This window comes from Janthinobacterium darwini (assembly GCF_051380905.1).
In the GTDB taxonomy this organism is placed as follows: Bacteria; Pseudomonadota; Gammaproteobacteria; order Burkholderiales; family Burkholderiaceae_D; genus Janthinobacterium.
The window spans coordinates 170,077-189,180 of record NZ_JBNYXX010000004.1 but is presented as its reverse complement, the minus strand read 5'-3'; the positions used below and the strand labels follow the sequence as shown (position 1 = coordinate 189,180).

Genomic DNA, 19,104 nt, shown 5'->3' with positions numbered 1-19,104 from the left:
CGCATGGACAAAGGGCGATTCCACGGAATCGCCCTTTTTTGCTTAGGCGGCCCGTTTACGCCTCAGGCGGGGCTAGTTCCTGGAAGTAATACGTAGCGCCGCCCAGATCGGCTGGTGCATCATATTGCAGCACCTGCGTGCGGCGCAGCGCCACTGGGGCGCTGAAGGCGGGACCGTCGTAGACGAAGGTGTGAAATTCGCCGTTCTCGCCGCAGGCGTCGACGCCAGGCGGCAGGTCGGCGAGGAAAGACGCGTCGAACTCGCGCCCACAAAATTCGCGTGGCAGATGCCGGCCATTGATGCAGACGACGATGGCCTTGAAGCCGGCGGCGAGAAATTCGTCGACCAGCGCGCGCCGTGCTTCGCCCCACAAGGGCAGGTGGGCCTTCAGGCCGGCCGCGGCGCAGACTTTTTCTTCCCAGTCGCGGTGCGGCTGCAGGTCGATGTCGCCAAACAGGGCGTGGTCTATGCCCTCGTCCTTCGCCGCGCGCAGCATGGCGATGAATTTCTCCTCGTAGCTGGCCCAGCTGGCGTGATAGCGCTGCAGGCGCGCCCCCAGGCTGGCCGCCTGCGCTTCGAGCAGTTCCGGCGGCACGCCGTGCGAGCGCGATTTGCGGCCATCTTCATCCATGGCCGTGATCAGCAGCGGCACGCGCATGCCGGCGTTGCGTGCGCGCCACAGGGCCAGGCAGGAATCCTTGCCGCCGCTCCAGGAGATGAGGGCCGTCGTCATGCTGCCGCTCCCGGCTGTGCCGCGCGCAGCATGTCGATGTGCTGTATGCCGTCTTCGTCGTAGGGGGCGCTGACGGTAACAAAACCGAACGACTGGTAGAAGCGCTCCAGGTACTGCTGCGCACCGATGCGAATGGCGTGGCCAGGGTGCTGGCGTTCGGCGCGCGAGATGCCCTCAAGCAGCAGCTGCTTGCCGGCGCCCGTGGTGCGCGCTTCGGGCGCCGTCAGCACGCGGCCCAGCGACATTTCCACGTATTTGGCGCCAGGCGCCAGCACGCGCAGATATGCAGCCAGCCGGCGCTGGCCATTGACCGTTTGCCAGCCCAGCAAGTGCATGGCTTGCTGGTCATGGCCATCGAGGTCCGGGTAAATACATTGTTGTTCGATGACGAACACGCGCTGGCGCAAGGCCAGCACCTGGTACAAATCGTGGGGGCCGAGTTCGTCGAACGTGTTCCATTGCCAGCTGATCATGGGTCATCCTTGATTGAGAGTGGCCATGATTTTACCGGCTTCACGCGGCCGGCGCGGGATAGCGCTGCGCATACCACTGCTTCAGGTGCTCGATGCAGCGCGTCACGCGGGGCGCCACCAGCTGGCGCGACGGGTAGATGGCAAACAGTGCCAGGCTGGGGCGCTCGACGTCGGGGAACAGCTCGACCAGGGCGCCGCTGGCCAGCTCCTCGCGGCAGATAAAGGTGGGCAGGATGCCGATGCCCAGGCCGCGCAGGATCAGGCTGCGCATGAACAGCGTGTTGTTGGTGCGTACCCAGTTCGGCACTTCGATATCGCTGTGCGGCCCCGCATGGCGCAGCGGCCAGCGGCTGCCGAACAGGGCGTGGCTGTAGATGAAGCAGCGCTGGCGCGTCAGGTCCGTGGGTTCCAGCAGGGGGCCGTGGCGTGCCAGGTAGGCGGGCGCGCAGCAGATGTGCAGGCGGTAATCGTGGATATGGCGCGCCACATAGCTCGAATCGGTGAGCGCCGTGGTCACGCGAAAGCCCAGGTCGTAGTTGGCGGCCGCCAGGTCCACGTATTCGTCCTTCAGGTCCACGTCCAGGCGCAAGGCAGGCCACTCGGCCATGAAATCGGCCAGCCCCTCGGCCAGTTCGCCCACGCCCAGAGATAATGGCGCATTGATGCGCAAGCGGCCCGTCACGTGCGCCGTGGAGTGGGCCACCATGTCCTCGGCCTGCGCCAGTTCGTCGAGCAGCTTGCGGCAGTGCTCAAGGAAGGCGGCGCCCGTTTCCGTCAGGGCCAGCTGGCGCGTGGTGCGCGTCATCAGGCGCCCGCCCAGTTCCTGCTCCAGCTGGCCGATGCGCCGGCTCACATACGAGGCCGACAGATCCAGTTCGTCGGCCGCGCGGCGAAAGCTGCCCAGCTCGGCCACGCGGCGAAACAGTTGCATCGCCTGTAATTTATCCATGTCATTCCTATTCAGCGTTTCTATTCAGTCGTATTGCGCATCAGTGCTGTGCATTATTCATCATTTTTTTGTATTTTTATTCGGAATATGCTGGTGACCTCTCTACAGAAAGGCCACACCATGAAAAAATTACTGATCAGCAGTCTGTTGCTGGCGACCTTTTCCACTGCCCAGGCGGCCGAGGTGCTCGTCGTGCTGTCGGACGCGAATCACCTTGAGCTGCGCGATGGCAAGGTCTTTTCGACGGGCTTTTACCTGAATGAACTGATGCAGCCCGTGAAAAAGCTGCTCGATGCGGGCCACACGGTGACGTTCGCCACGCCGCAGGGCCAGGCGCCGACCCTGGACGCCAGTTCGGATACGGCCGCCTACTTTGGCGGCGACACGGCCGCCCACGCGGCGCACAAGGCCTTGCTGGACCAGCTGGCACTGACCGTGCCGGGCCGCTCGCCCGTGATCAGCCTGAAACGGGTGGCGCAGATCGGCTATGGCCACTACGCAGCCGTGCTGGTGCCGGGCGGCCACGCACCCATGCAGGATCTGTTGAAGGATGCCAGTCTGGGCGCCTTGCTGCGGCAGTTCCACGCGGACGGCAAGCCGACGGCGCTGCTGTGCCACGGTCCCATCGCCTTGCTGTCGGCCTTGCCGCAGGCGGCGGCATTTGCGGCCGCGCTGGAAGCGGGCCGGACGCCGCCCACGCCGGCAGACTGGATTTACAGCGGCTACCGCATGACGGTGATCAGCAACCAGGAAGAGGCGGCGGCGCAGGGCGCGCTCGGCGGCGGGACGATGAAGTTCTATCCGCAGTCGGGCTTGCAGGCGGCGGGCGCGCAGTATGTGCAGAACCAGGCGCCGTGGACCAGCAACGTGGTGGCCGACCGCGAATTGATCACGGGACAGAATCCGGCCTCGGCGCCAGCGCTGGCAGACAAGCTGCTGCAGGCGCTGCGCTAAGGCGAAAATCCCCGGCGGCGCCTGGGGGCGCGGCCGGGGATGTGCAGGGCGTGTTGCCTCTATTACACGATCGTCAGGGTGACGTCGATGTTGCCGCGCGTGGCGTTCGAGTAAGGGCACACGATGTGGGCGGCGGCGACCAGCGCTTCGGCGGCGGCGCGTTCCATGCCTGGCAGTGAAATTTTCAGTTCCACTTCGATGCCGAAGCCCGTGTCGATGGCGCCGATGCCGACGTTGCCTTCGATGGACAGGTCTGGCGGCAGGGCGATCTTGTCACGGCCGCCGACGAATTTCATGGCGCCGATGAAGCAGGCCGAGTAGCCAGCGGCGAACAGTTGTTCCGGATTGGTGCCCACGGCGCCATTGCCGCCCAGTTCTTTTGGCGTGGTCAGCTTGACGTCCAGCACATTGTCGGACGACACGGCACGGCCTTCGCGGCCTCCGGTGGCGGTAGCTTGTGCGCGGTACAGGACTTGTTTGATCGACATGATGGTTTCCTTTAGATAGATAAATAGGTGACTACTAAATAGTGTGCTACTTGTTTCGTGGGCTGCTGCCCCAGGATGCCCGTCTGAAGAAGCGATTTACGGCGTCCATGCATGCAATATATATCGCGCACTATTTAATTGCAAGCGATTTTATTTTCGGGCGACGCCCATTTGTGCTTTATTTTCTTGCCTTTGTCGCCAGTATTGCCCTTCCATCGCATAATGGCCACCGTCCCCGGGGGCTATGGTTATGCTTGGCCCATTTCTATACCAAGGAAAAATCATGACCAGCCTCTTTTTTATTTTCCGCCTCACCCTGGCCACGATGCTCACCTACATCATCGCCACCTCCCTCCTGGTCGAGACCTTTCTGCGCCACATTTTCGGACACACGGAAAGCTTCTTTGTCATCGTCGGCGCGTTGCTGGCCAGCGCCGTCATCACGAATGCGTTTTCGCACGTGCGCCGCGTGCGCCTGATCGCCGACGCCGTCAACCCCGGCACCCTGTCGAGCCGCCAGCGGCGCCAGATCGAGATCCCGTTTGAGGCGGGCGAGGTGTTCGACATGATCGACGCGGCCATCCGCGAACTGCCGGGCAGCGAAGTGGTTGAAAGCGCGCGGGACAGCCTCCAGGTGCAGGCTCGCGTGCGCCGGGCGGCGCCTTACACGCACACGGGTTTGCCCCGCATGCGCCTGCTGGGATTCCTGGAGCCGCGGCCGAACCAGATCCTCGCCACCGTCACGCCGAATGGCGAGGCGGGCAGCGTGACTCTGATCTGCGAGCCGGCGCGCAATGCCTGGACCGACTGGTTCCTCGTCGACCATGGCAGCAACCTGGAAAACGCGGAAGCGGTGACGCGGGCGATGACACGCCGGGTGGCGCAGCGTCGGCGCGGCGAGCAGGCCGAGGCGCGCCAGACGGTGACGGAAAAGGAACTCACGGTGGCCAAACTGAGCCTGCTGCATGCGCAGGTCGAGCCGCACTTCCTGTACAACACCCTGGCCAGCGCGCAGCTGCTCACGCGCAGCGATCCCGTGCGCGCCGACGAGATGCTGGGTAACCTGATTTTGTATTTGCGCCACTCGCTGCCGCGCACGGAGCAAGCCATGTCGACCCTGGGCACGGAACTGGAACGGGCGCGCGCCTACCTCGATATTTTGAAAATCCGCATGGGCGCGCGCCTGAACCTGCAGATCGAGGTACCGCAATACCTGCGCCAGACGGAGCTGCCGCCGATGATGCTGCAAACCCTGGTGGAAAACGCCATCAAGCATGGCCTGGAGCCGAAAAGCGGCGGCGGCACCATCTGGATCATGGCACGCAGCGGCAACGGCACGGTGATCGTCACGGTGGCCGACGATGGCAAGGGTTTCAGCGACGACGGCGCCGGCACGGGCATCGGTTTGCGCAATGTGCGCGAACGCCTGCGCCTGACTTATGGTGCGGCCGCGTCGTTTTCCATCCTCGCCAATTTCCCCGATGGCGTGACGGCCACCATCACGGTGCCCGACAGCACGGCGCAAGGAGTCTCCTATGCATAAGCCTGAGATGACTTGCGTCATCGCCGAAGACGAAACCCTGTTGCGCGAGGCGCTCGTGGCCCTGCTGGCCGAAGAGTGGCCGGCACTGCGTATCGTCGCCTCCTGCGACGACGGCGGCACGGCGCTCGACGCCATCGCCACCCTGCAACCCGACGTCGCCTTCCTCGATATCCGCATGCCTGGCCTGACGGGGCTGGAAGTGGCAGCCGGCGCGCTCGATGCGAGTCCCGCCACGCAGGTGGTGTTCGTCACCGCCTACGACCAGTACGCGATCGATGCCTTTGATAACGGCGCCGTCGATTATTTATTAAAACCCATAGCCCGCGAGCGCCTGCAAGCGACCTTGCAGCGCGTGCAGGCACGGGCCGGCAAGACCCAAGTGGATGACGGTGCGCTGGCCGGCTTGCTGCAGCAATTGAGCAGCGCCTTGCCGCCGGCCGCCAAGTCGCCGCCGCTGGTGTGGCTGACGGCCAGCAGCGGCAAGGATACGCGGCTAATCATGGTGGAAGACATCGTTTATTTTCAGTCCGACACCAAGTACACGGCCGTCATGACGGCGGACGGCGAGGCGCTGCTGCGCAAGCCGATCCGTGAACTGCTCGACGTGCTTGACCCGGCCATTTTCAAGCAGATCCACCGCTCCACCATCGTCAACATGAAGATGGTGGCATCCGTCACGCGCGACGAGGTGGGACGCGGCGCCTTGCGTCTGAAAACGCGGCCGGAAACCCTGGCCGTGAGCCAGCCGTTCATGGCATTGTTCCGCAATATGTAGCCGCTATTGCGCCGTTTTCAAAACCGTAGCGCACGCTTTTTCATACTTTCTTCGCCCAGCGCTTATTATCATATTTATATTTAATTATGATAATATTAACGTGGCGGCATGCCGTCAGATGTGATTGGCACATCTACCTGATGCGCCTTTATGGCGCTTTGCAAAAATATGAGGAAACCATGAAAAAGAAGCTGTTGTGCGCCATGCTACTTGTCGCTGGAATATCTGCTGCCCATGCGCAGCCGACGACGTGGGAGTTTACCTATCAAGGCTTTGTCAACGCGGCTACTGGCGTATTCGATTCCGATGCGACTTTCCACGGTAGCTTTAGCGGGGAGGACAGAAATGCGGACAGCGTGATTACAGTTGATGAGCTGAGCTATTTCCTCACCCTGGGTCAACTGTTGTTGCCTATCCGGAAAGGCGATTATGGATGCAATACTTCCTCCTTCCTCCGGTGTGAAATCAAAAATTTCAGTTATACGCTGGACGGTGAACTGAATTATGCAACCAAGACTTATGGCTATGATGGTCCGCACTCCTGGTATAGCCAGGCCGTTATCGGCAGTTACTTCCTCAGAGGTGGGAGTAGGCCGGGAACACGATGGGAAAATCGTTATGACTGGTCCGACCAGACGACCTTTACGATTTCCCCGGCACCCGTTCCTGAGCCAACGGTCGCGTTGATGCTGCCCGCCGGCCTGGCACTCATGTGCCTTGCACGGGTACGCCGCCGTAAGACTTCTGCTGAAGCAGGGCTTGCCGGTTTGAGCGTCGCCTCTATTCAGCCGTCTCGAAACCTTCGAGGACGTTCACCACATTGATGCCGATTTCCTTGACCGCATAGCCGCCTTCGAGGATGAAGGCGGTGGGCAAATTCAAATGCGCGAGGCGCTCGCCCACGCGCAGGTAGTCGCCGCTTTGCAGGGAGAAGTGCGACAGCGGGTCGCCGGCGAAAGTATCCACACCGAGCGAGACCACCAGCGCGTCGGGCGCGTACATATTGATGCGCAGGCAGGCCGTTTCCAGCGCGGCGAACCAGCTGGCTGTGGACGTGCCGGCCGGCAGCGGCAGGTTGACGTTGTAGCCGAGCCCCGCACCGCTGCCCGTTTCATCGGCGTGGCCCAGGTAAAACGGATATTCGCTGCGCGGGTCGGCGTGCAGGGAGGCGAACAGCACGTCGTCGCGCGCATAGAAAATGCTTTGCGTGCCGTTGCCGTGGTGGTAATCGATATCGAGGATGGCGACCTTGCGGGCGCCGTCGTCGAGCAAATGCTGCGCGGCCAGGGCAGCGTTGTTCAGAAAACAGTAGCCGCCAAAGAAATCGCTGCCAGCGTGGTGGCCCGGCGGGCGCGTCAGGGCAAACGTGGCCCGCTCTCCCAGGCGCAGCGCGTGGGCCGCGTTGACGGCGCAGTCGGCGCCCGTCTTGGCCGCCGTCCACGTGCCGGCCGTCAGCGGCGTGCCATTGTCCATCGAATACAGGCCCAGCCTGGCCGTGAAGTCGTCCGGTTCGATGTCGCTGCGCAAGGTGCGAACGGGCCACACGGATGGCAGTGCGTCCTTGCCCGCATTGGCGGGGTCGAGCGCCAGCCAGTCTTGCCAGGCGTGGCGCAAAAAATGCAGGTAGCGCGGCGTGTGGATGCGTTCGAGCGACGTCAGCGGCACGCCGTGCGGCGTGACGATGCGGCCCAGGTTGCGCCGTCCCAGTTCGGCCACCACCATGTCGGCCCGCTCGGGTGTCTCGAAGCAGGGCACCATGGTGCCGCGAAACATCTCGAAGCGGCCCCGGTGCTGGCTGTGCAATTCATTGTAGAAGGTCAGCATGGGGCGCCAGGCAGAAAGTCAGGCAGGATCAGGTGTGCGAACACAGGGTACTGGCGCGGTAGGCGGCGACGAAATCGTCGAAGCTGCCGGCGGGCGCCGCTTCCATGGCGCGCTGCTCGGCCAGCGAGCTGGCGGCCATCTCATCGAAATACGCGCTTTGTTCCTTTGTTGCCGGATGCGCGCGGAAGTAGGCGGCGTGGCGTTCGCTCTGGCGCAGGCCAAAGGCGGCAAACGAGCCGCCGTTGGCGCGCAGCTCGGCCAATACCTTTGCCGATGGCGTCATGTCCGGGTCGGCCAGCTTGGCCGCCTGTACCGCCAGGCTGTCCGCATGCGACGTGCCGCCTTGGCGCGCCGCGTTGCGAGAGTCGAGCAAGGCCGCCACGGGGGCGATACGGGCCAGCAATTGCTCGCCCCACGCCTGCAGGGTGATTTCCTCGCCGTCGCGGCGCAGGGTCAAGCCTGGCTTGCGGCCTTCCTTGACGGTGCGGGCAAAATTGTTCGTGTAGCAGGCGCTTTGCTCGGCCGAGATGGGGCCGCTGTCGTCGAGCGCGCAGAACAGCAAAAACGCATCGAGGAAACGGCCCGTTTCCAGGCTGATGCCGACCGGTTCGAACGGGTCGACATCCATGCAGCGCACTTCGATGTACTGCACGCCGCGCAGGCACAGGGCCTGGATCGGGCGTTCGCCCGTGCGGATCACGCGCTTGGGGCGGATGGTCGAATAGTATTCATTTTCGATCTGCAGCACGTTGGTGGACAGCTGGATCCATTCGCCATCCTTCTTGGTGCCCAGCGCCGCATACGGCGGATACGGGTCGTTGACGGCGTGCGTGAGCGCGTTGACGTAGTCTTCCAGGCTGTTTTCGTGCGGGCGCAGGCCGGACTGGGCATCGTTCTGGTAACCGAGGTCGCTCATGCGCAGGCTGGTGGCGTAGGGCAGAAACAGCGTGTCGTCGGACAAGGTATCGAGCTTGTGCGCGCGGCCGCGCAGGAAACCGGCGGACAGGGCCGGCGAAGCGCCGAACAGGTACATCAGCAGCCAGCTGTAACGGCGGAAATTGCGGATCGTCGCCAGGTAGCTTTCCGACTGCACGTCCTTCGGTGTCGCGGCCGCGTGGTGTGGGCTGGCGCTGGTGTCCGGATGGCTGGCCAGCACTTGCCACAACTGCTCGTCGAGCGAGTAGTTGTAGTGGATGCCGGCGATGCATTGCATGGCTTTGCCGTAACGCAAGGCCAGGCCGCGCCGGTAGACGTGCTTGAGCATGCCCATGTTCGACGTCCCGTAATTGGCGATCGCGATGTCCGCTTCGGGCGGCAGCTGGCAGGGCATTGACTGGCTCCACAGCAATTCGTCGCCGAGGCGGCTGTAGGCGTGGCGGTGCACGGTATCGAGCTTGTCCAGCGTGACGGCGATGTCGCTTTCAGCCGGCGTGATGAATTCGAGCAGCGCTTCGGCGTAGTCGGTGGTGATTTCAGGGTGCGTCAGCGCCGAGCCCAGGGCGATGGGGTGGGGCGTGGAAGCCAGATGGCCGGCATGGTCGACGCGCAGGGTTTCACGCTCGATGCCGCGCAAGCCGCCCAGCAGCGCGCGGTTGGCATCTTCGGTCAGCAATGCCAGGCGGCGAGTCAACAGGTTGGGCAATTTGAGCTTCCTTTCTTGTGCAGCATATAAATAATTTGTGCTGAGATTAACCGAATTTTGGCAAATGCGTCGGCGCCGGCCCAAAAAACGCCGCGTCGCCAGCGTCCGCCCCGAGGAACGGGGACGGCGCTTCGGTCAGGAATTCGCTTGATATTTTAACAAACTGCGGGGGGATCTGGCGCGCGCCGGGTCAAGCTTTGCGCAGCTTGTCGTGCTTAGCCGAGGCGGGCGCCGCTGACTCTTTCGATGCCGGCCAGGTCGCGCCAGCTTTGCACTTTGTTGTAGCCGGCAGCGGCCAGCAGCTCGCGCACCTGGGCCGCCTGGTCATAGCCGTGCTCCATCAGCAGCCAGGCGCCTGACGCCAGGTGGCGCGCGGCGCCGGAGACGATGATGCGCAGGGCCGACAGGCCGTCCGCATGGTCGGTCAGCGCGCCCGTCGGTTCAAAGCGCAAATCGCCTTCGGCCAGGTGGCGGTCGCCGCTGGCGATGTAGGGGGGATTGGAGACGATCAGGTCAAACTTTTCCGTGCCCAGCGCTTCGAACCAGTCGCTGGCCATGAAGGTGATGTTGACGCCGTTGGCGCTGGCGTTGCGGCGCGCCACGGCCAGCGCCGTGCTGCTGACATCCAGAGCCGTGACCACGGCGTCGGGCCGCGTGTATGCCAGCGCGACGGCGATGGCGCCGCTGCCCGTGCCCATGTCGAGCACGCGCCCGCCCGGTGGCAGGCGCTCGAGCGCCAGTTCCACCAGTACTTCCGTGTCGGGGCGGGGAATCAGCACGGCGTCGTTGACTTCGAACGGCAAGCCGAAAAATTCGCGCTGGCCGACGATGTAGGCGATCGGTTCGCCGCGCAGGCGGCGCGCCAGCAAACCAGACAGACGTTCGGCTTCATCGGGCGTGAGCACACGCTCCGATTGTGTGATCAGGCTCACGCGCGACAGACCCAGCGCGTGGCCCAGCAGGATGCGGTTGTCGAGCGGGTCGAGCAGCGGGCGGATTTGCAGGGCGCCGACAGTGCTGCCGGCGGGAATCAGTGTTTCTGGCATAAATAGATGGTTATTGTTTGCGGCGTAGCAAAGTCCACAGCAAGGTGAGGGCGAAAATGGCGAACCAGGCGAACGCCCATTGCGGGATCGACAGGCCGAAGAACGGCTCGCCGGCGTTTTCGCAGGCGCCATACGATTCAAACATGAAGGGCATGACTTGCGCCGTGAAAATCTTGTTCAGCACCGTTTCCACGGGGTCGATGCCGCACGAGAAGCCGGGGTTGGCCAGCACGTACAAATGCTTGGCGCCCACGCCCAGGCCACCCAGGGCCGCCAGAACGCCGATGCCGGCGCCGATTTTCGGCCGGTTGGCCGCGGCGCCTGCCAGGCAGGCGATGCCGATGGCAAGGAACAGGTAGCGCTGGATCACGCACAGCGGGCACGGTGCCATGTTCATGGCATGCTGCAAATACATGGCCACGCCCAGCATCAGGAAACACAGGGCAGAGATCAACAGGAGGACGGTGCGTGAATTTTTCATGGGCGACACGGTGAGGTGGATGGAAGCGAGCTGGTCATTTTCGCACAAGGCTGGATTTTTATTGCTTAGCCGCTACTTAAAGCTGTCGGCCTACACGCTGCGCGCTAAGCCGACCTACAACTGGCTGGGCGCTTTAAAAAGTGTTCAGGGCAAGGCGCATCGCCGCAGCTTCGTAGGTCGGCTTAGCGCAGCGTAAGCCGACACAACGGCGCCAGCGTTTAATCGCCCAGCGCTGCCAACAGCTCGGCCTGGTGCTCAGCCGCCAAAGCATTCGTCAGTTCCGTCAAATCCCCATCCATGATGAAATCGAGCTTGTACAAGGTCAAATTGATGCGGTGGTCCGTCAGGCGGCCTTGCGGAAAATTATAAGTGCGGATGCGCTCGCTGCGGTCGCCCGAACCGATCAGGCTCTTGCGGGTGGCCGCTTCCTTCGACTGCTGTTCGCGCAATTGCACGTCCTTGATGCGCGCGGCCAGTACTTTCATCGCTTGCGCCTTGTTCTTGTGCTGGCTGCGGTCATCCTGGCATTCGACCACGATGCCGGTGGGCAAGTGGGTGATGCGTACAGCGGAATCCGTCTTGTTGATGTGCTGTCCGCCCGCGCCCGAGGCGCGGTAGGTATCGATGCGCAGGTCGGCCGGGTTGATGTTGACGTCTTCCACTTCGTCCGCTTCCGGCATCACGGCCACCGTGCAGGCGGACGTGTGGATGCGGCCCTGGGTTTCCGTGGCCGGTACGCGCTGCACGCGGTGGCCGCCCGACTCGAATTTCAGCTTTGAATACGCGCCGTTGCCGACCACGCGCACGATCACTTCGCGGTAGCCGCCCAGGTCGGAGTCGGACGACGATACCAGTTCCACCTGCCAGCGGTTGCGTTCGGCAAAGCGCGAGTACATGCGTAACAAATCGCCCGCGAACAGGGCCGATTCGTCGCCGCCCGTGCCGGCGCGAATTTCCAGGAAGATATTGCGCTCGTCATTGACGTCCTTCGGCAGCAGCATGGTTTGCAATTCGCGTTCCAGGCGCGCCATGGTGGCCTTCGCCGCCTCGATCTCTTCTTGCGCGAATTCCTTCATGTCCGGGTCGCCCAGCATCTCTTGCGCTGCCGCAATATCGTTGCCCGCTTCCTGGTAGGAGCGGTATAAGGCCACCAGAGGGCCCAGTTCGGCGTGCTCGCGCGTCATCTTGCGGTAGCTGTCCATGTTCGACGTGGCGTCCGGGTGCATCAACAGTTCGTCGAGTTCGACCAGGCGGTTCGCCAGTTGATCGAGTTTGGCCAGCATGGATGGTTTCATAGCGATTCGCGGTAAAAGAGTGTAGGGGGGTGCGGGTCCGGCACGCCCGGCAGGCGGGCAGGGGGCGACCGCGCGGGCGGCCAGCGGGGCTGCGCTAACGGCGGGGGCGGAACAATTTCGGCAGCAGGGTGACCAGTTGCTTGCGCTCGTCGCCCTGCGCATGGTGCAGCGCCTGCTGCGGACCGTGCAGGAACTTGGCCGTCAAGCCTTTCGACAGCGCTTCCAGCACGGCATCGATGTCGGCGCCCTTGGCCAGCATCTTGCGCGCCCGTTCCACTTCGATCAGGCGCAGCGCTTCGCTGTTTTCATGCAAATGCTGGATGACGGGTACCATGGCGCGGTCGTCGACCCAGCTCATGAACGATTGCACGCGCGTCTCGATGATGGCCTCGGCTTGCGCCACGGCCGCTTGCCGGCTTTCCAGGCCCGTCTGCACGACCTTGCCCAGGTCGTCGACCGTGTACAGGAAGACGTCGTTCAGGCGGCCCACTTCCGATTCGATGTCGCGCGGCACGGCCAGGTCGACCATGAACATGGGTTTGTGGCGGCGCGCCTTGATGGCGCGCTCGACCAGGCCCAGACCCAGCAGCGGCAAGGACGACGCCGTGCACGAGATGACGATGTCGAACTGGTGCAGTTGCTCCGGCAGGTCGGCCAGGCGGATGGCCTTGCCATTGAAGCGGTGCGCCAGTTCCTCGCCCCGTTCCATGGTGCGGTTGGCAATGGTGATGCTTTTCGGGTTCTGCGCGGCAAAGTGCGTGGCGCACAATTCGATCATTTCGCCGGCGCCGATGAACAGCACGTTCTGCTCGGCAATTTTATCGAAGATGCGTTGCGACAGGCGCACGGCGGCGGCCGCCATGGAAACGCTGTGGGCGCCGATTTCCGTGCTGCTGCGCACTTCCTTGGCGACGGAAAAGCTGCGCTGGAACAACTGGTGCAGATACGTGCCCAGGCCGCCCGCCTCGTCGGCCGTGCGGATGGCATCCTTGATCTGCCCCAGGATCTGCGTTTCACCCAGCACCATCGAGTCCAGCCCGGAGGCGACGCGGAAGGTGTGGCGCACGGCATCGTGCTGCGGCAGCATATATAAATGGGGGCGCAGCTCGCTGTAGTTGAGCTTGTGATAATCGGCCAGGAAATGCGCGCCCGCGTCGAGCGGGTTCGGCACATGGCTGGCCGCATACAGCTCGGTGCGGTTGCACGTCGAGAGTATGGCCGCTTCGTCGTTGTCGCGCAGGTCGATGCGCTGGAACCAGGTCCGCGCCGCCATCACCGCCTGACCCAGATGCTCAGGCGCAAACGCCAGCTGTTCGCGGAGCGACACTGGGGCGGTGGTATGGTTGAGGCCGACGGCGAGCAGTTGCATTTCAGGGCTGTTGGGAATTCTTATGCCGACATTATAACGCCTTGTGCCCGCGCTTTGAGCAGTTCGCCTGTTTTGGTCCGGATGCGTGGGCGTCACCCGCCCAGTTTTTCAAGGCGATAACCATAACTGTAGACGGGCACCAGGCGGTAGCCGTGTTCCGGTTTCAGCTGCAGCTTGTTGCGCACGCGCGAGACGTGAGTATCCATGGTGCGCGAGGGCAGGGCCGTGTCGCGCTGCCACACGGCTTCGTGGATATAGGCGCGCGACAGGGGGCGGCCCAGGTTGCGGAAAAAAAGCAGCGCCAGGGCGAATTCCTTGTGCGTCACGTCCAGCACTTCGCCATCCTTCAGCAGGCGGCCGGGGCGGGTTTCAAACGTGTAATGACCAAATTGCAAATATTCGGCGCCATTCTGGGCCGGGTAAGCCACGCGCAACAGCGCCTGGGTGCGCAAAGTCAGTTCGCTGCGCCGCAAGGGCTTGATCATGTAGTCATCGGCACCCGCCGTCATGCCGGCCACCACATCGTCCTCGCCCGAGCTGTTGGTCATAAACAACACGGGTGCCTTTGGCGCCAGTTTTTCCCGGGCGCGGCGCAAGACTTCCGCACCATCCAGGTCGCTCACATGCCAGTCGAGGATGAGCATGTCGCAACTGTCCTTGCGCAATTGCCCCAGCATTTCCTTGCCACTCTGAAACTCGTGGCAAGCGTGGCCGGCGGCGGTGAGCACCTGGCAGATCAGTTCTGCCTGGCTATGGTCGCTATCGAGTACGGCAATTCGCATAATGGGCTGGAATGTGTAACAACAAACAGACGGTCCGCTCTGCTTATCGTAATGTTAAGGAATGCTCAAGTGAAATATAACAGAGATTGCAACTGTGTCCAGTGAAATCGGCAGCTTGGACCTTTACGTTACACTTGTTCATCTACCCCTTACTGCGGAGGAACGGCAATGACAGACAATAGCAGCACGGATTGGACCCTGATACCGGCCAGTCGTGCCGAAATCGAGCAAGTGCGCGAGCGTTGCCGGCGCCTGGTGCAGCGGCGTGCCGTGATGTCGGCGGGTGCCTCGGCCATTCCCATTCCTGGCATCGACCTGATGTCGGATGTCGGACTGTTTTCCATGCTGATTAACGATATCAACCACGAATTCGGCCTGACGCCCGAACAGATCGAGCGCCTCAACCCGCAGTTCAAGATGATGGCCTACCGCGCGGCGGTGGGCATGGGCGGCATGCTGGTAGGGAAGCTGGTGTCGCGCGAATTGATCCTCCAGCTGCTCAAGCGCAGTGGCGTCAAGATAGCCACCAAGCAGGTGGCGCGCTTCGTGCCGTTCGCCGGGCAGGCGGTGGCGGCAGCCATCGGTTACGCGGTGTTCCGCCAGATCGGCAACCATCACGTGAACGCCTGCGCCGCGGTGGCGCAGGAATTGCTCACGGTCAGGCCGGATCAGACCTAGAGCCTATCCCAGTGGGGAGCGGCATCTATTGGGACAGGCTCTATGCGTCCGGCAGTACCACGTTGACGTCGAGTACTTCCAGGTTGCCCTGGCGGTCCAGCGAAATCTTGATGTCGTCGGCATTGACCTTGGTGTACTTGGAAATGACGGCGATCAATTCCTTGTGCAGGGCGGGCAGGAAGTCCGGACCGTCGCGTCCGCTACGTTCGCGGGCGATGATGATCTGCAGGCGTTCCTTTGCCGCGGTGGCCGTCTTCGGCTTGGGGGGGAACAGGAAAGAAAGCAAGGCCATATCACTTCGCCCCAAAAATGCGCTGGAGTAATCCAGGCTTTTCATAGTTGGTAAAGCGCAACTCGACATCTTCGCCGAGGAAACGCGAGACCACGTCTTCATAGGCTTGCGCCACATCCGTCCCCTTGAAATGGATGGCAGGATTGCCCTGGTTCGAGGCGGCCAGCACTTGTTCCGATTCCGGAATGATGCCCACCAGCGGGATGCGCAGGATTTCCTGCACGTCCTGGTAGGACAGCATTTCATCCGATTCCACGCGTTTCGGCGAGTAGCGGGTAATCAGCAAATGTTCCTTGACCGGCTCGCCGCCCGTCTGCGCGCGGCGCGACTTGGCTTGCAAGATGCCGAGGATGCGGTCCGAATCGCGCACCGACGACACTTCCGGGTTGGTGACGATGATGGCTTCGTCGGCGAACGTCAGCGCCATCAGCGCGCCATGCTCGATACCGGCCGGCGAATCGCAGATGATGAATTCGAAACCCATGTTGATCAGGTCGTTCAACACGCGTTCCACGCCTTCTTCCGACAAGGCATCTTTGTCGCGCGTCTGCGAGGCAGGCAGAATGAACAGGTTGTCGCAGTGCTTGTCCTTGATCAAGGCCTGGTTCAGGGTCGCCTCTTTGTTGATCACATTGATCAAGTCATACACGACGCGGCGCTCGCAACCCATGATCAGGTCGAGGTTGCGCAGGCCCACGTCGAAGTCGAGCACGGCTGTCTTGTGGCCGCGCATGGCCAGACCAGTGGAAAAACTGGCGCTAGAGGTCGTCTTGCCGACACCGCCCTTGCCGGACGTCACAACAATAATTCTTGCCACAAATAATCCTTTTCAGATATCTCTTGAATTGTGCAGCTTAAGAGCGGTTCACGGGAGTGACCGGATTGACAGAGTGTATATCGATTCTGTCTCCAGCCAAACGAATTTGCGCGGGTCCACGCGCCATTTCCGCAGGGAAACCATCCTCGAACGTGCGGTACACGCCGGCGATCGAGACCAGTTCCGGTTCCATGGACAGTGCGAAGATGCGCGCCTGGGCATTGCCCGAGGCGCCGGCCAGCGCGCGGCCGTACAGCGACGAATACACGTGGATGCTGCCGTCGGCGATGATTTCGGCGCCATTGTTGACGACAGCGGTGATGATCAGGTCGCAGCCGCGCGCGTAAATGCGCTGGCCGGCACGCACGGGCGTGTCGATCACCATCACTTGCGCTTCGGCGCCCGACTGGGCGGCCGCCGTGGCGGTATCCTTGGGGCCATCCTTGGGCGGGGCATCGTCGCGCGTCTTGCCGCTGTCGAGGCTCAAGCCTTGCGCCAGGATGGCGTCATGCATCTCGGCCGGCGCATTGCGCACAGCCACGGCATTCAAACGGTATTTTTTCAGCAGTGCCACGAGGGCGGCCCAGTCGATGGGTACGCTGCCGGGCGGCAAGGCGGCCACGTCCAGTACGGCCAGGTCGTCTTCGAAAAAGTCCGCCACGCCTCCCGTCATGTCACGCAAGGCGGCATCGAGTGCCTGCGTATCGGCGCTATGCATAATGGCGGAGACGGCAACGACGGTGGAAATCTTGATTTCGATAGGCTTCTGCGACGGGCTTTTGGACATAAACATTTATCAAAGTGAAACTGCGGCAGGCCAGATGTTCCGTACGGCAACAATGGGAGCAGTAAATTTCTTGCATTCTACTGCAAAAAAATCAGCATCAGGGGCCTGGCGCGTGCTATTCCGCAGGGCAACACCTACTTCATGTCAAAAAAAGTGGGCGGTGCCCCGGAAAACCGGTGCGCCGCCCCGCAAGCCGCCGAGAATGCGCCCTGACGGCGCTGTCCTGTATCAAGCCGCGCGCATCTGCCGTGCCGCCGCAACCATATTTTTTAAAGCCGCTTCCGTTTCCAGCCAGCCACGCGTCTTCAAGCCGCAGTCCGGGTTGACCCGTAAATGGGCTGGTGGAATCACGGCGATGCGGTAGGCGCGCGTGGCCCAGTCCAGGTAGGCGTCCCACTGGCCGCGGCGCAGCGGCAAGCCGTCGCGGATGGCCGGCTCGTCGATCTGGATGCTGCCGATGCCGGCCGTTTCCAGGTCTGCCACCTCGTCGCGGATGGCCAGGGCCAGTTGCAGCGCCGTGGTGGCGCGCGACTGGTCGTCGCGCACGAACGAGCATTGCAAGATCGTCACCGGCCCCGTCAGCATGCCCTTCACCGGTTTATGCGTCAGGCTTTGCGCGTGCACCGTCCATTCGACGGTCATGGCGGCCGGGCGCTGCACGTCGCCGTAGATGATGGGAGGCTTGACGCAGCGCGAGCCGTACGATTGCACCCAGCCCAGGCGCGTGAAGGCGAAACCGTCCAATTGCCCTCCGAAGTATTCGATCATGTCGTTGCGTTCCGCTTCGCCATGCACGAGTACGTCCAGGCCCAGCGCTTCCTGGCGGATGGCCGTCGTTGGCGGGAAGGAGCCGATGGTCGTTGTCGGGAAGTCGGGCAGTTGCAGGCGCTGCGTCACTTGCGGACGGTGCACGCGGGGGCTGGTACGGCGGCAGGCAATGGCCAGGCGAGACATGGCCAATGCGGCCAGCGCGGCGTCATCGGGATGGCCTTCGAGCGCGCCCTTGAGGACGGCGATCTCCGACAGCTTTTCCGTGGCAAACGCCAGCCAGGTCCGGATTTCACCGTCGAGCTCCGTCTCGGCTTCCAGGCTGAATGGTACGTGCAGCAGGGAGCATGACGGCGCCAGCCACAGGTTGCCGTTGCGTTTGGCTGCCAGTGGCTGCAGCACGGCGAGGGCCGCGTCGAGGTCGGTGCGCCAGATGTTGCGCCCGTCGACGATGCCGATCGACAAGACCTTATGCGCGGGCAGCCAGTCCGTCACGCTGATCAATTCATGCGGCGCGCGGATGCCGTCGACATGCAGGCCGGCCACGGGCAGGCGGCACGTCAGGCTGAGGTTTTCTTCCAGCGGCGAGAAATACGTGGCCAGCAAGATATTCACGCCCACCTGGTTCAACTGCCAATACGTGCTTTCGAAGGCGCTGCGCCAGGCGTTGGGCAAATCCAGGCCCAGGATCGGTTCGTCGACCTGCACCCACGTCACGCCTTGCTGCTTCAGGCGGTCGAGCAGGGCGCTGTAGACGGGCAGCAACTGTTCCAGCAGGGCCAGGCGCTCGAAACCCGGTGTCTTTTCCTTGCCCAGCCAGAGGAAGGTGAGGGGGCCGATCAGGGCCGCCTTGACCTGGTGGCCGAGCGCTTGCGCCTCGGCCACTTCCGCCAGCAGGCGCTCGCAAGCCAGCGAGAAGCGGGTCTGCGGCGACAATTCGGGCACCAGGTAATGGTAATTGCTGTCAAACCACTTGGTCATTTCCAGCGCGGGATTGCCAGCGCTGTGTTCGTGGCGGGCATGGCCATGGTTGCAAGCGGCGGGTTCGGCATGATTGTCGTTGCCGCGCGCCATTGTGAAATAGCGCGACAGCGATGACTGCTCTGGCGCGAAATTGAAACGGGCCGGTTCGCAGCCCAGTAGCTGGATATGGTTGGCCATGTGGTCGTAAAAGGCGAAGTCGCCTACGGTGACGTAGTCGAGTCCGGCGTCCCTTTGTTGCGCCCAGTGGGCCGCGCGCAGTTGCTGGCCCGTGGCTTCCAGGGCGGCCTCGGATACCTCGCCACGCCAGTGGCTTTCCAGCGCCAGTTTCAGTTCACACGCGGCACCGATATGGGGAAAGCCAAGGATGTGGGTACAAATGGTCATGATGTCATCGAGATTTAATGTGAATGCGCTAGAGTGTGCG

The 19,104-nt window shown here is 62.7% G+C and carries 21 protein-coding genes; 6 read left to right on the top strand and 15 right to left on the bottom strand.

Going from position 1 to position 19,104, the window contains the following annotated elements:
• Positions 1-55 precede the first annotated feature (55 nt).
• Genes ACQ4WZ_RS22115 through ACQ4WZ_RS22105 form a run of 3 tightly spaced genes read right to left on the bottom strand, consistent with a single transcriptional unit; the run spans position 56 to position 2,155 of the window.
• Positions 56-733 carry a Dph6-related ATP pyrophosphatase gene (locus ACQ4WZ_RS22115; RefSeq protein WP_133988938.1) on the bottom strand — a complete coding sequence of 226 codons (678 nt, stop codon included), beginning with the start codon at positions 731-733 and terminating at the stop codon, positions 56-58.
• A complete protein-coding gene (locus ACQ4WZ_RS22110; RefSeq protein WP_133988937.1) occupies positions 730-1,206 on the bottom strand; it encodes a GNAT family N-acetyltransferase in 477 nt (158 codons plus the stop codon). Before ACQ4WZ_RS22110 ends, ACQ4WZ_RS22115 begins: the two co-directional genes overlap by 4 nt.
• A gap of 40 nt (positions 1,207-1,246) precedes the next feature.
• Positions 1,247-2,155, bottom strand: a complete 909-nt coding sequence (locus ACQ4WZ_RS22105; protein ID WP_101483416.1) for a LysR family transcriptional regulator — start codon at positions 2,153-2,155, stop codon at positions 1,247-1,249.
• A 120-nt stretch (positions 2,156-2,275) separates the two neighbouring features.
• Here ACQ4WZ_RS22105 and ACQ4WZ_RS22100 point away from each other — a divergent pair, with 120 nt between their 5' ends.
• On the top strand, positions 2,276-3,109 hold the full coding sequence (locus ACQ4WZ_RS22100; protein ID WP_133988936.1) for a type 1 glutamine amidotransferase domain-containing protein: 834 nt from the start codon (positions 2,276-2,278) through the stop codon (positions 3,107-3,109).
• 62 nt (positions 3,110-3,171) lie between these two features.
• Here ACQ4WZ_RS22100 and ACQ4WZ_RS22095 read toward each other — a convergent pair whose 3' ends face one another.
• Positions 3,172-3,597 carry an organic hydroperoxide resistance protein gene (locus ACQ4WZ_RS22095; protein ID WP_436574540.1) on the bottom strand — a complete coding sequence of 142 codons (426 nt, stop codon included), beginning with the start codon at positions 3,595-3,597 and terminating at the stop codon, positions 3,172-3,174.
• 283 nt (positions 3,598-3,880) lie between these two features.
• On the opposite strand from ACQ4WZ_RS22095, the gene ACQ4WZ_RS22090 reads away from it, so the two are divergent.
• From ACQ4WZ_RS22090 to ACQ4WZ_RS22080, 3 genes are all read left to right on the top strand, one after another.
• Positions 3,881-5,140 carry a histidine kinase gene (locus tag ACQ4WZ_RS22090; RefSeq protein WP_436574539.1) on the top strand — a complete coding sequence of 420 codons (1,260 nt, stop codon included), beginning with the start codon at positions 3,881-3,883 and terminating at the stop codon, positions 5,138-5,140.
• Entirely contained in the window at positions 5,133-5,915 is a 783-nt protein-coding gene (locus tag ACQ4WZ_RS22085) for a LytR/AlgR family response regulator transcription factor (RefSeq protein WP_436574538.1), read from the top strand. The genes ACQ4WZ_RS22090 and ACQ4WZ_RS22085 overlap by 8 nt, the downstream gene beginning before the upstream one ends.
• 179 nt (positions 5,916-6,094) lie before the next feature.
• Positions 6,095-6,739, top strand: a complete 645-nt coding sequence (locus ACQ4WZ_RS22080) for a PEP-CTERM sorting domain-containing protein (RefSeq protein WP_166674669.1) — start codon at positions 6,095-6,097, stop codon at positions 6,737-6,739.
• Here the strand turns inward: ACQ4WZ_RS22080 and ACQ4WZ_RS22075 are convergent.
• From ACQ4WZ_RS22075 to ACQ4WZ_RS22060, 4 genes are all read right to left on the bottom strand, one after another.
• Entirely contained in the window at positions 6,696-7,739 is a 1,044-nt protein-coding gene (locus ACQ4WZ_RS22075) for a histone deacetylase family protein (RefSeq protein WP_436574537.1), read from the bottom strand. The genes ACQ4WZ_RS22080 and ACQ4WZ_RS22075 overlap by 44 nt on opposite strands.
• A gap of 28 nt (positions 7,740-7,767) precedes the next feature.
• Positions 7,768-9,381 (bottom strand): glutamate--cysteine ligase, encoded by a 1,614-nt coding sequence (gene gshA / locus ACQ4WZ_RS22070; protein WP_101483421.1) that lies wholly within the window; start codon positions 9,379-9,381, stop codon positions 7,768-7,770.
• A gap of 215 nt (positions 9,382-9,596) precedes the next feature.
• Positions 9,597-10,427 carry a peptide chain release factor N(5)-glutamine methyltransferase gene (prmC, locus tag ACQ4WZ_RS22065; protein WP_101483422.1) on the bottom strand — a complete coding sequence of 277 codons (831 nt, stop codon included), beginning with the start codon at positions 10,425-10,427 and terminating at the stop codon, positions 9,597-9,599.
• A gap of 10 nt (positions 10,428-10,437) precedes the next feature.
• Entirely contained in the window at positions 10,438-10,908 is a 471-nt protein-coding gene (locus ACQ4WZ_RS22060) for a disulfide bond formation protein B (protein ID WP_133988930.1), read from the bottom strand.
• Between ACQ4WZ_RS22060 and ACQ4WZ_RS22055 the strand changes: the two genes are divergently transcribed.
• On the top strand, positions 10,892-11,104 hold the full coding sequence (locus tag ACQ4WZ_RS22055; protein ID WP_436574536.1) for a hypothetical protein: 213 nt from the start codon (positions 10,892-10,894) through the stop codon (positions 11,102-11,104). The two genes, ACQ4WZ_RS22060 and ACQ4WZ_RS22055, sit on opposite strands and share 17 nt — an antisense overlap.
• 22 nt (positions 11,105-11,126) lie before the next feature.
• Here ACQ4WZ_RS22055 and prfA read toward each other — a convergent pair whose 3' ends face one another.
• The 3 genes from prfA to ACQ4WZ_RS22040 form a co-directional block, all read right to left on the bottom strand.
• Positions 11,127-12,203, bottom strand: a complete 1,077-nt coding sequence (prfA, locus tag ACQ4WZ_RS22050; protein ID WP_101483424.1) for a peptide chain release factor 1 — start codon at positions 12,201-12,203, stop codon at positions 11,127-11,129.
• Between the two features lie 94 nt (positions 12,204-12,297).
• Positions 12,298-13,572 carry a glutamyl-tRNA reductase gene (gene hemA / locus ACQ4WZ_RS22045; RefSeq protein ID WP_133988929.1) on the bottom strand — a complete coding sequence of 425 codons (1,275 nt, stop codon included), beginning with the start codon at positions 13,570-13,572 and terminating at the stop codon, positions 12,298-12,300.
• A 92-nt stretch (positions 13,573-13,664) separates the two neighbouring features.
• The gene (locus ACQ4WZ_RS22040) at positions 13,665-14,354 is read right to left on the bottom strand and encodes a response regulator transcription factor (protein ID WP_101483426.1); all 690 of its coding nucleotides are present in this window, start codon (positions 14,352-14,354) and stop codon (positions 13,665-13,667) included.
• A 168-nt stretch (positions 14,355-14,522) separates the two neighbouring features.
• Here ACQ4WZ_RS22040 and ACQ4WZ_RS22035 point away from each other — a divergent pair, with 168 nt between their 5' ends.
• Positions 14,523-15,032 (top strand): hypothetical protein, encoded by a 510-nt coding sequence (locus ACQ4WZ_RS22035; protein WP_101483427.1) that lies wholly within the window; start codon positions 14,523-14,525, stop codon positions 15,030-15,032.
• A gap of 40 nt (positions 15,033-15,072) precedes the next feature.
• On the opposite strand, the gene minE is transcribed toward ACQ4WZ_RS22035, so the two are convergent.
• The 4 genes from minE to ACQ4WZ_RS22015 form a co-directional block, all read right to left on the bottom strand.
• Entirely contained in the window at positions 15,073-15,324 is a 252-nt protein-coding gene (gene minE / locus ACQ4WZ_RS22030) for a cell division topological specificity factor MinE (protein ID WP_034752886.1), read from the bottom strand.
• Position 15,325: 1 nt separating this feature from the next.
• Positions 15,326-16,141: a septum site-determining protein MinD gene (minD, locus tag ACQ4WZ_RS22025; protein ID WP_071325832.1), complete on the bottom strand. Its 816-nt coding sequence runs from the start codon at positions 16,139-16,141 to the stop codon at positions 15,326-15,328.
• A 37-nt stretch (positions 16,142-16,178) separates the two neighbouring features.
• Positions 16,179-16,928, bottom strand: a complete 750-nt coding sequence (gene minC, locus ACQ4WZ_RS22020) for a septum site-determining protein MinC (protein ID WP_101483428.1) — start codon at positions 16,926-16,928, stop codon at positions 16,179-16,181.
• A 228-nt stretch (positions 16,929-17,156) separates the two neighbouring features.
• On the bottom strand, positions 17,157-19,064 hold the full coding sequence (locus ACQ4WZ_RS22015) for a 5-methyltetrahydropteroyltriglutamate--homocysteine S-methyltransferase (protein WP_436574535.1): 1,908 nt from the start codon (positions 19,062-19,064) through the stop codon (positions 17,157-17,159).
• Between the last annotated feature and the right edge of the window lie 40 nt (positions 19,065-19,104).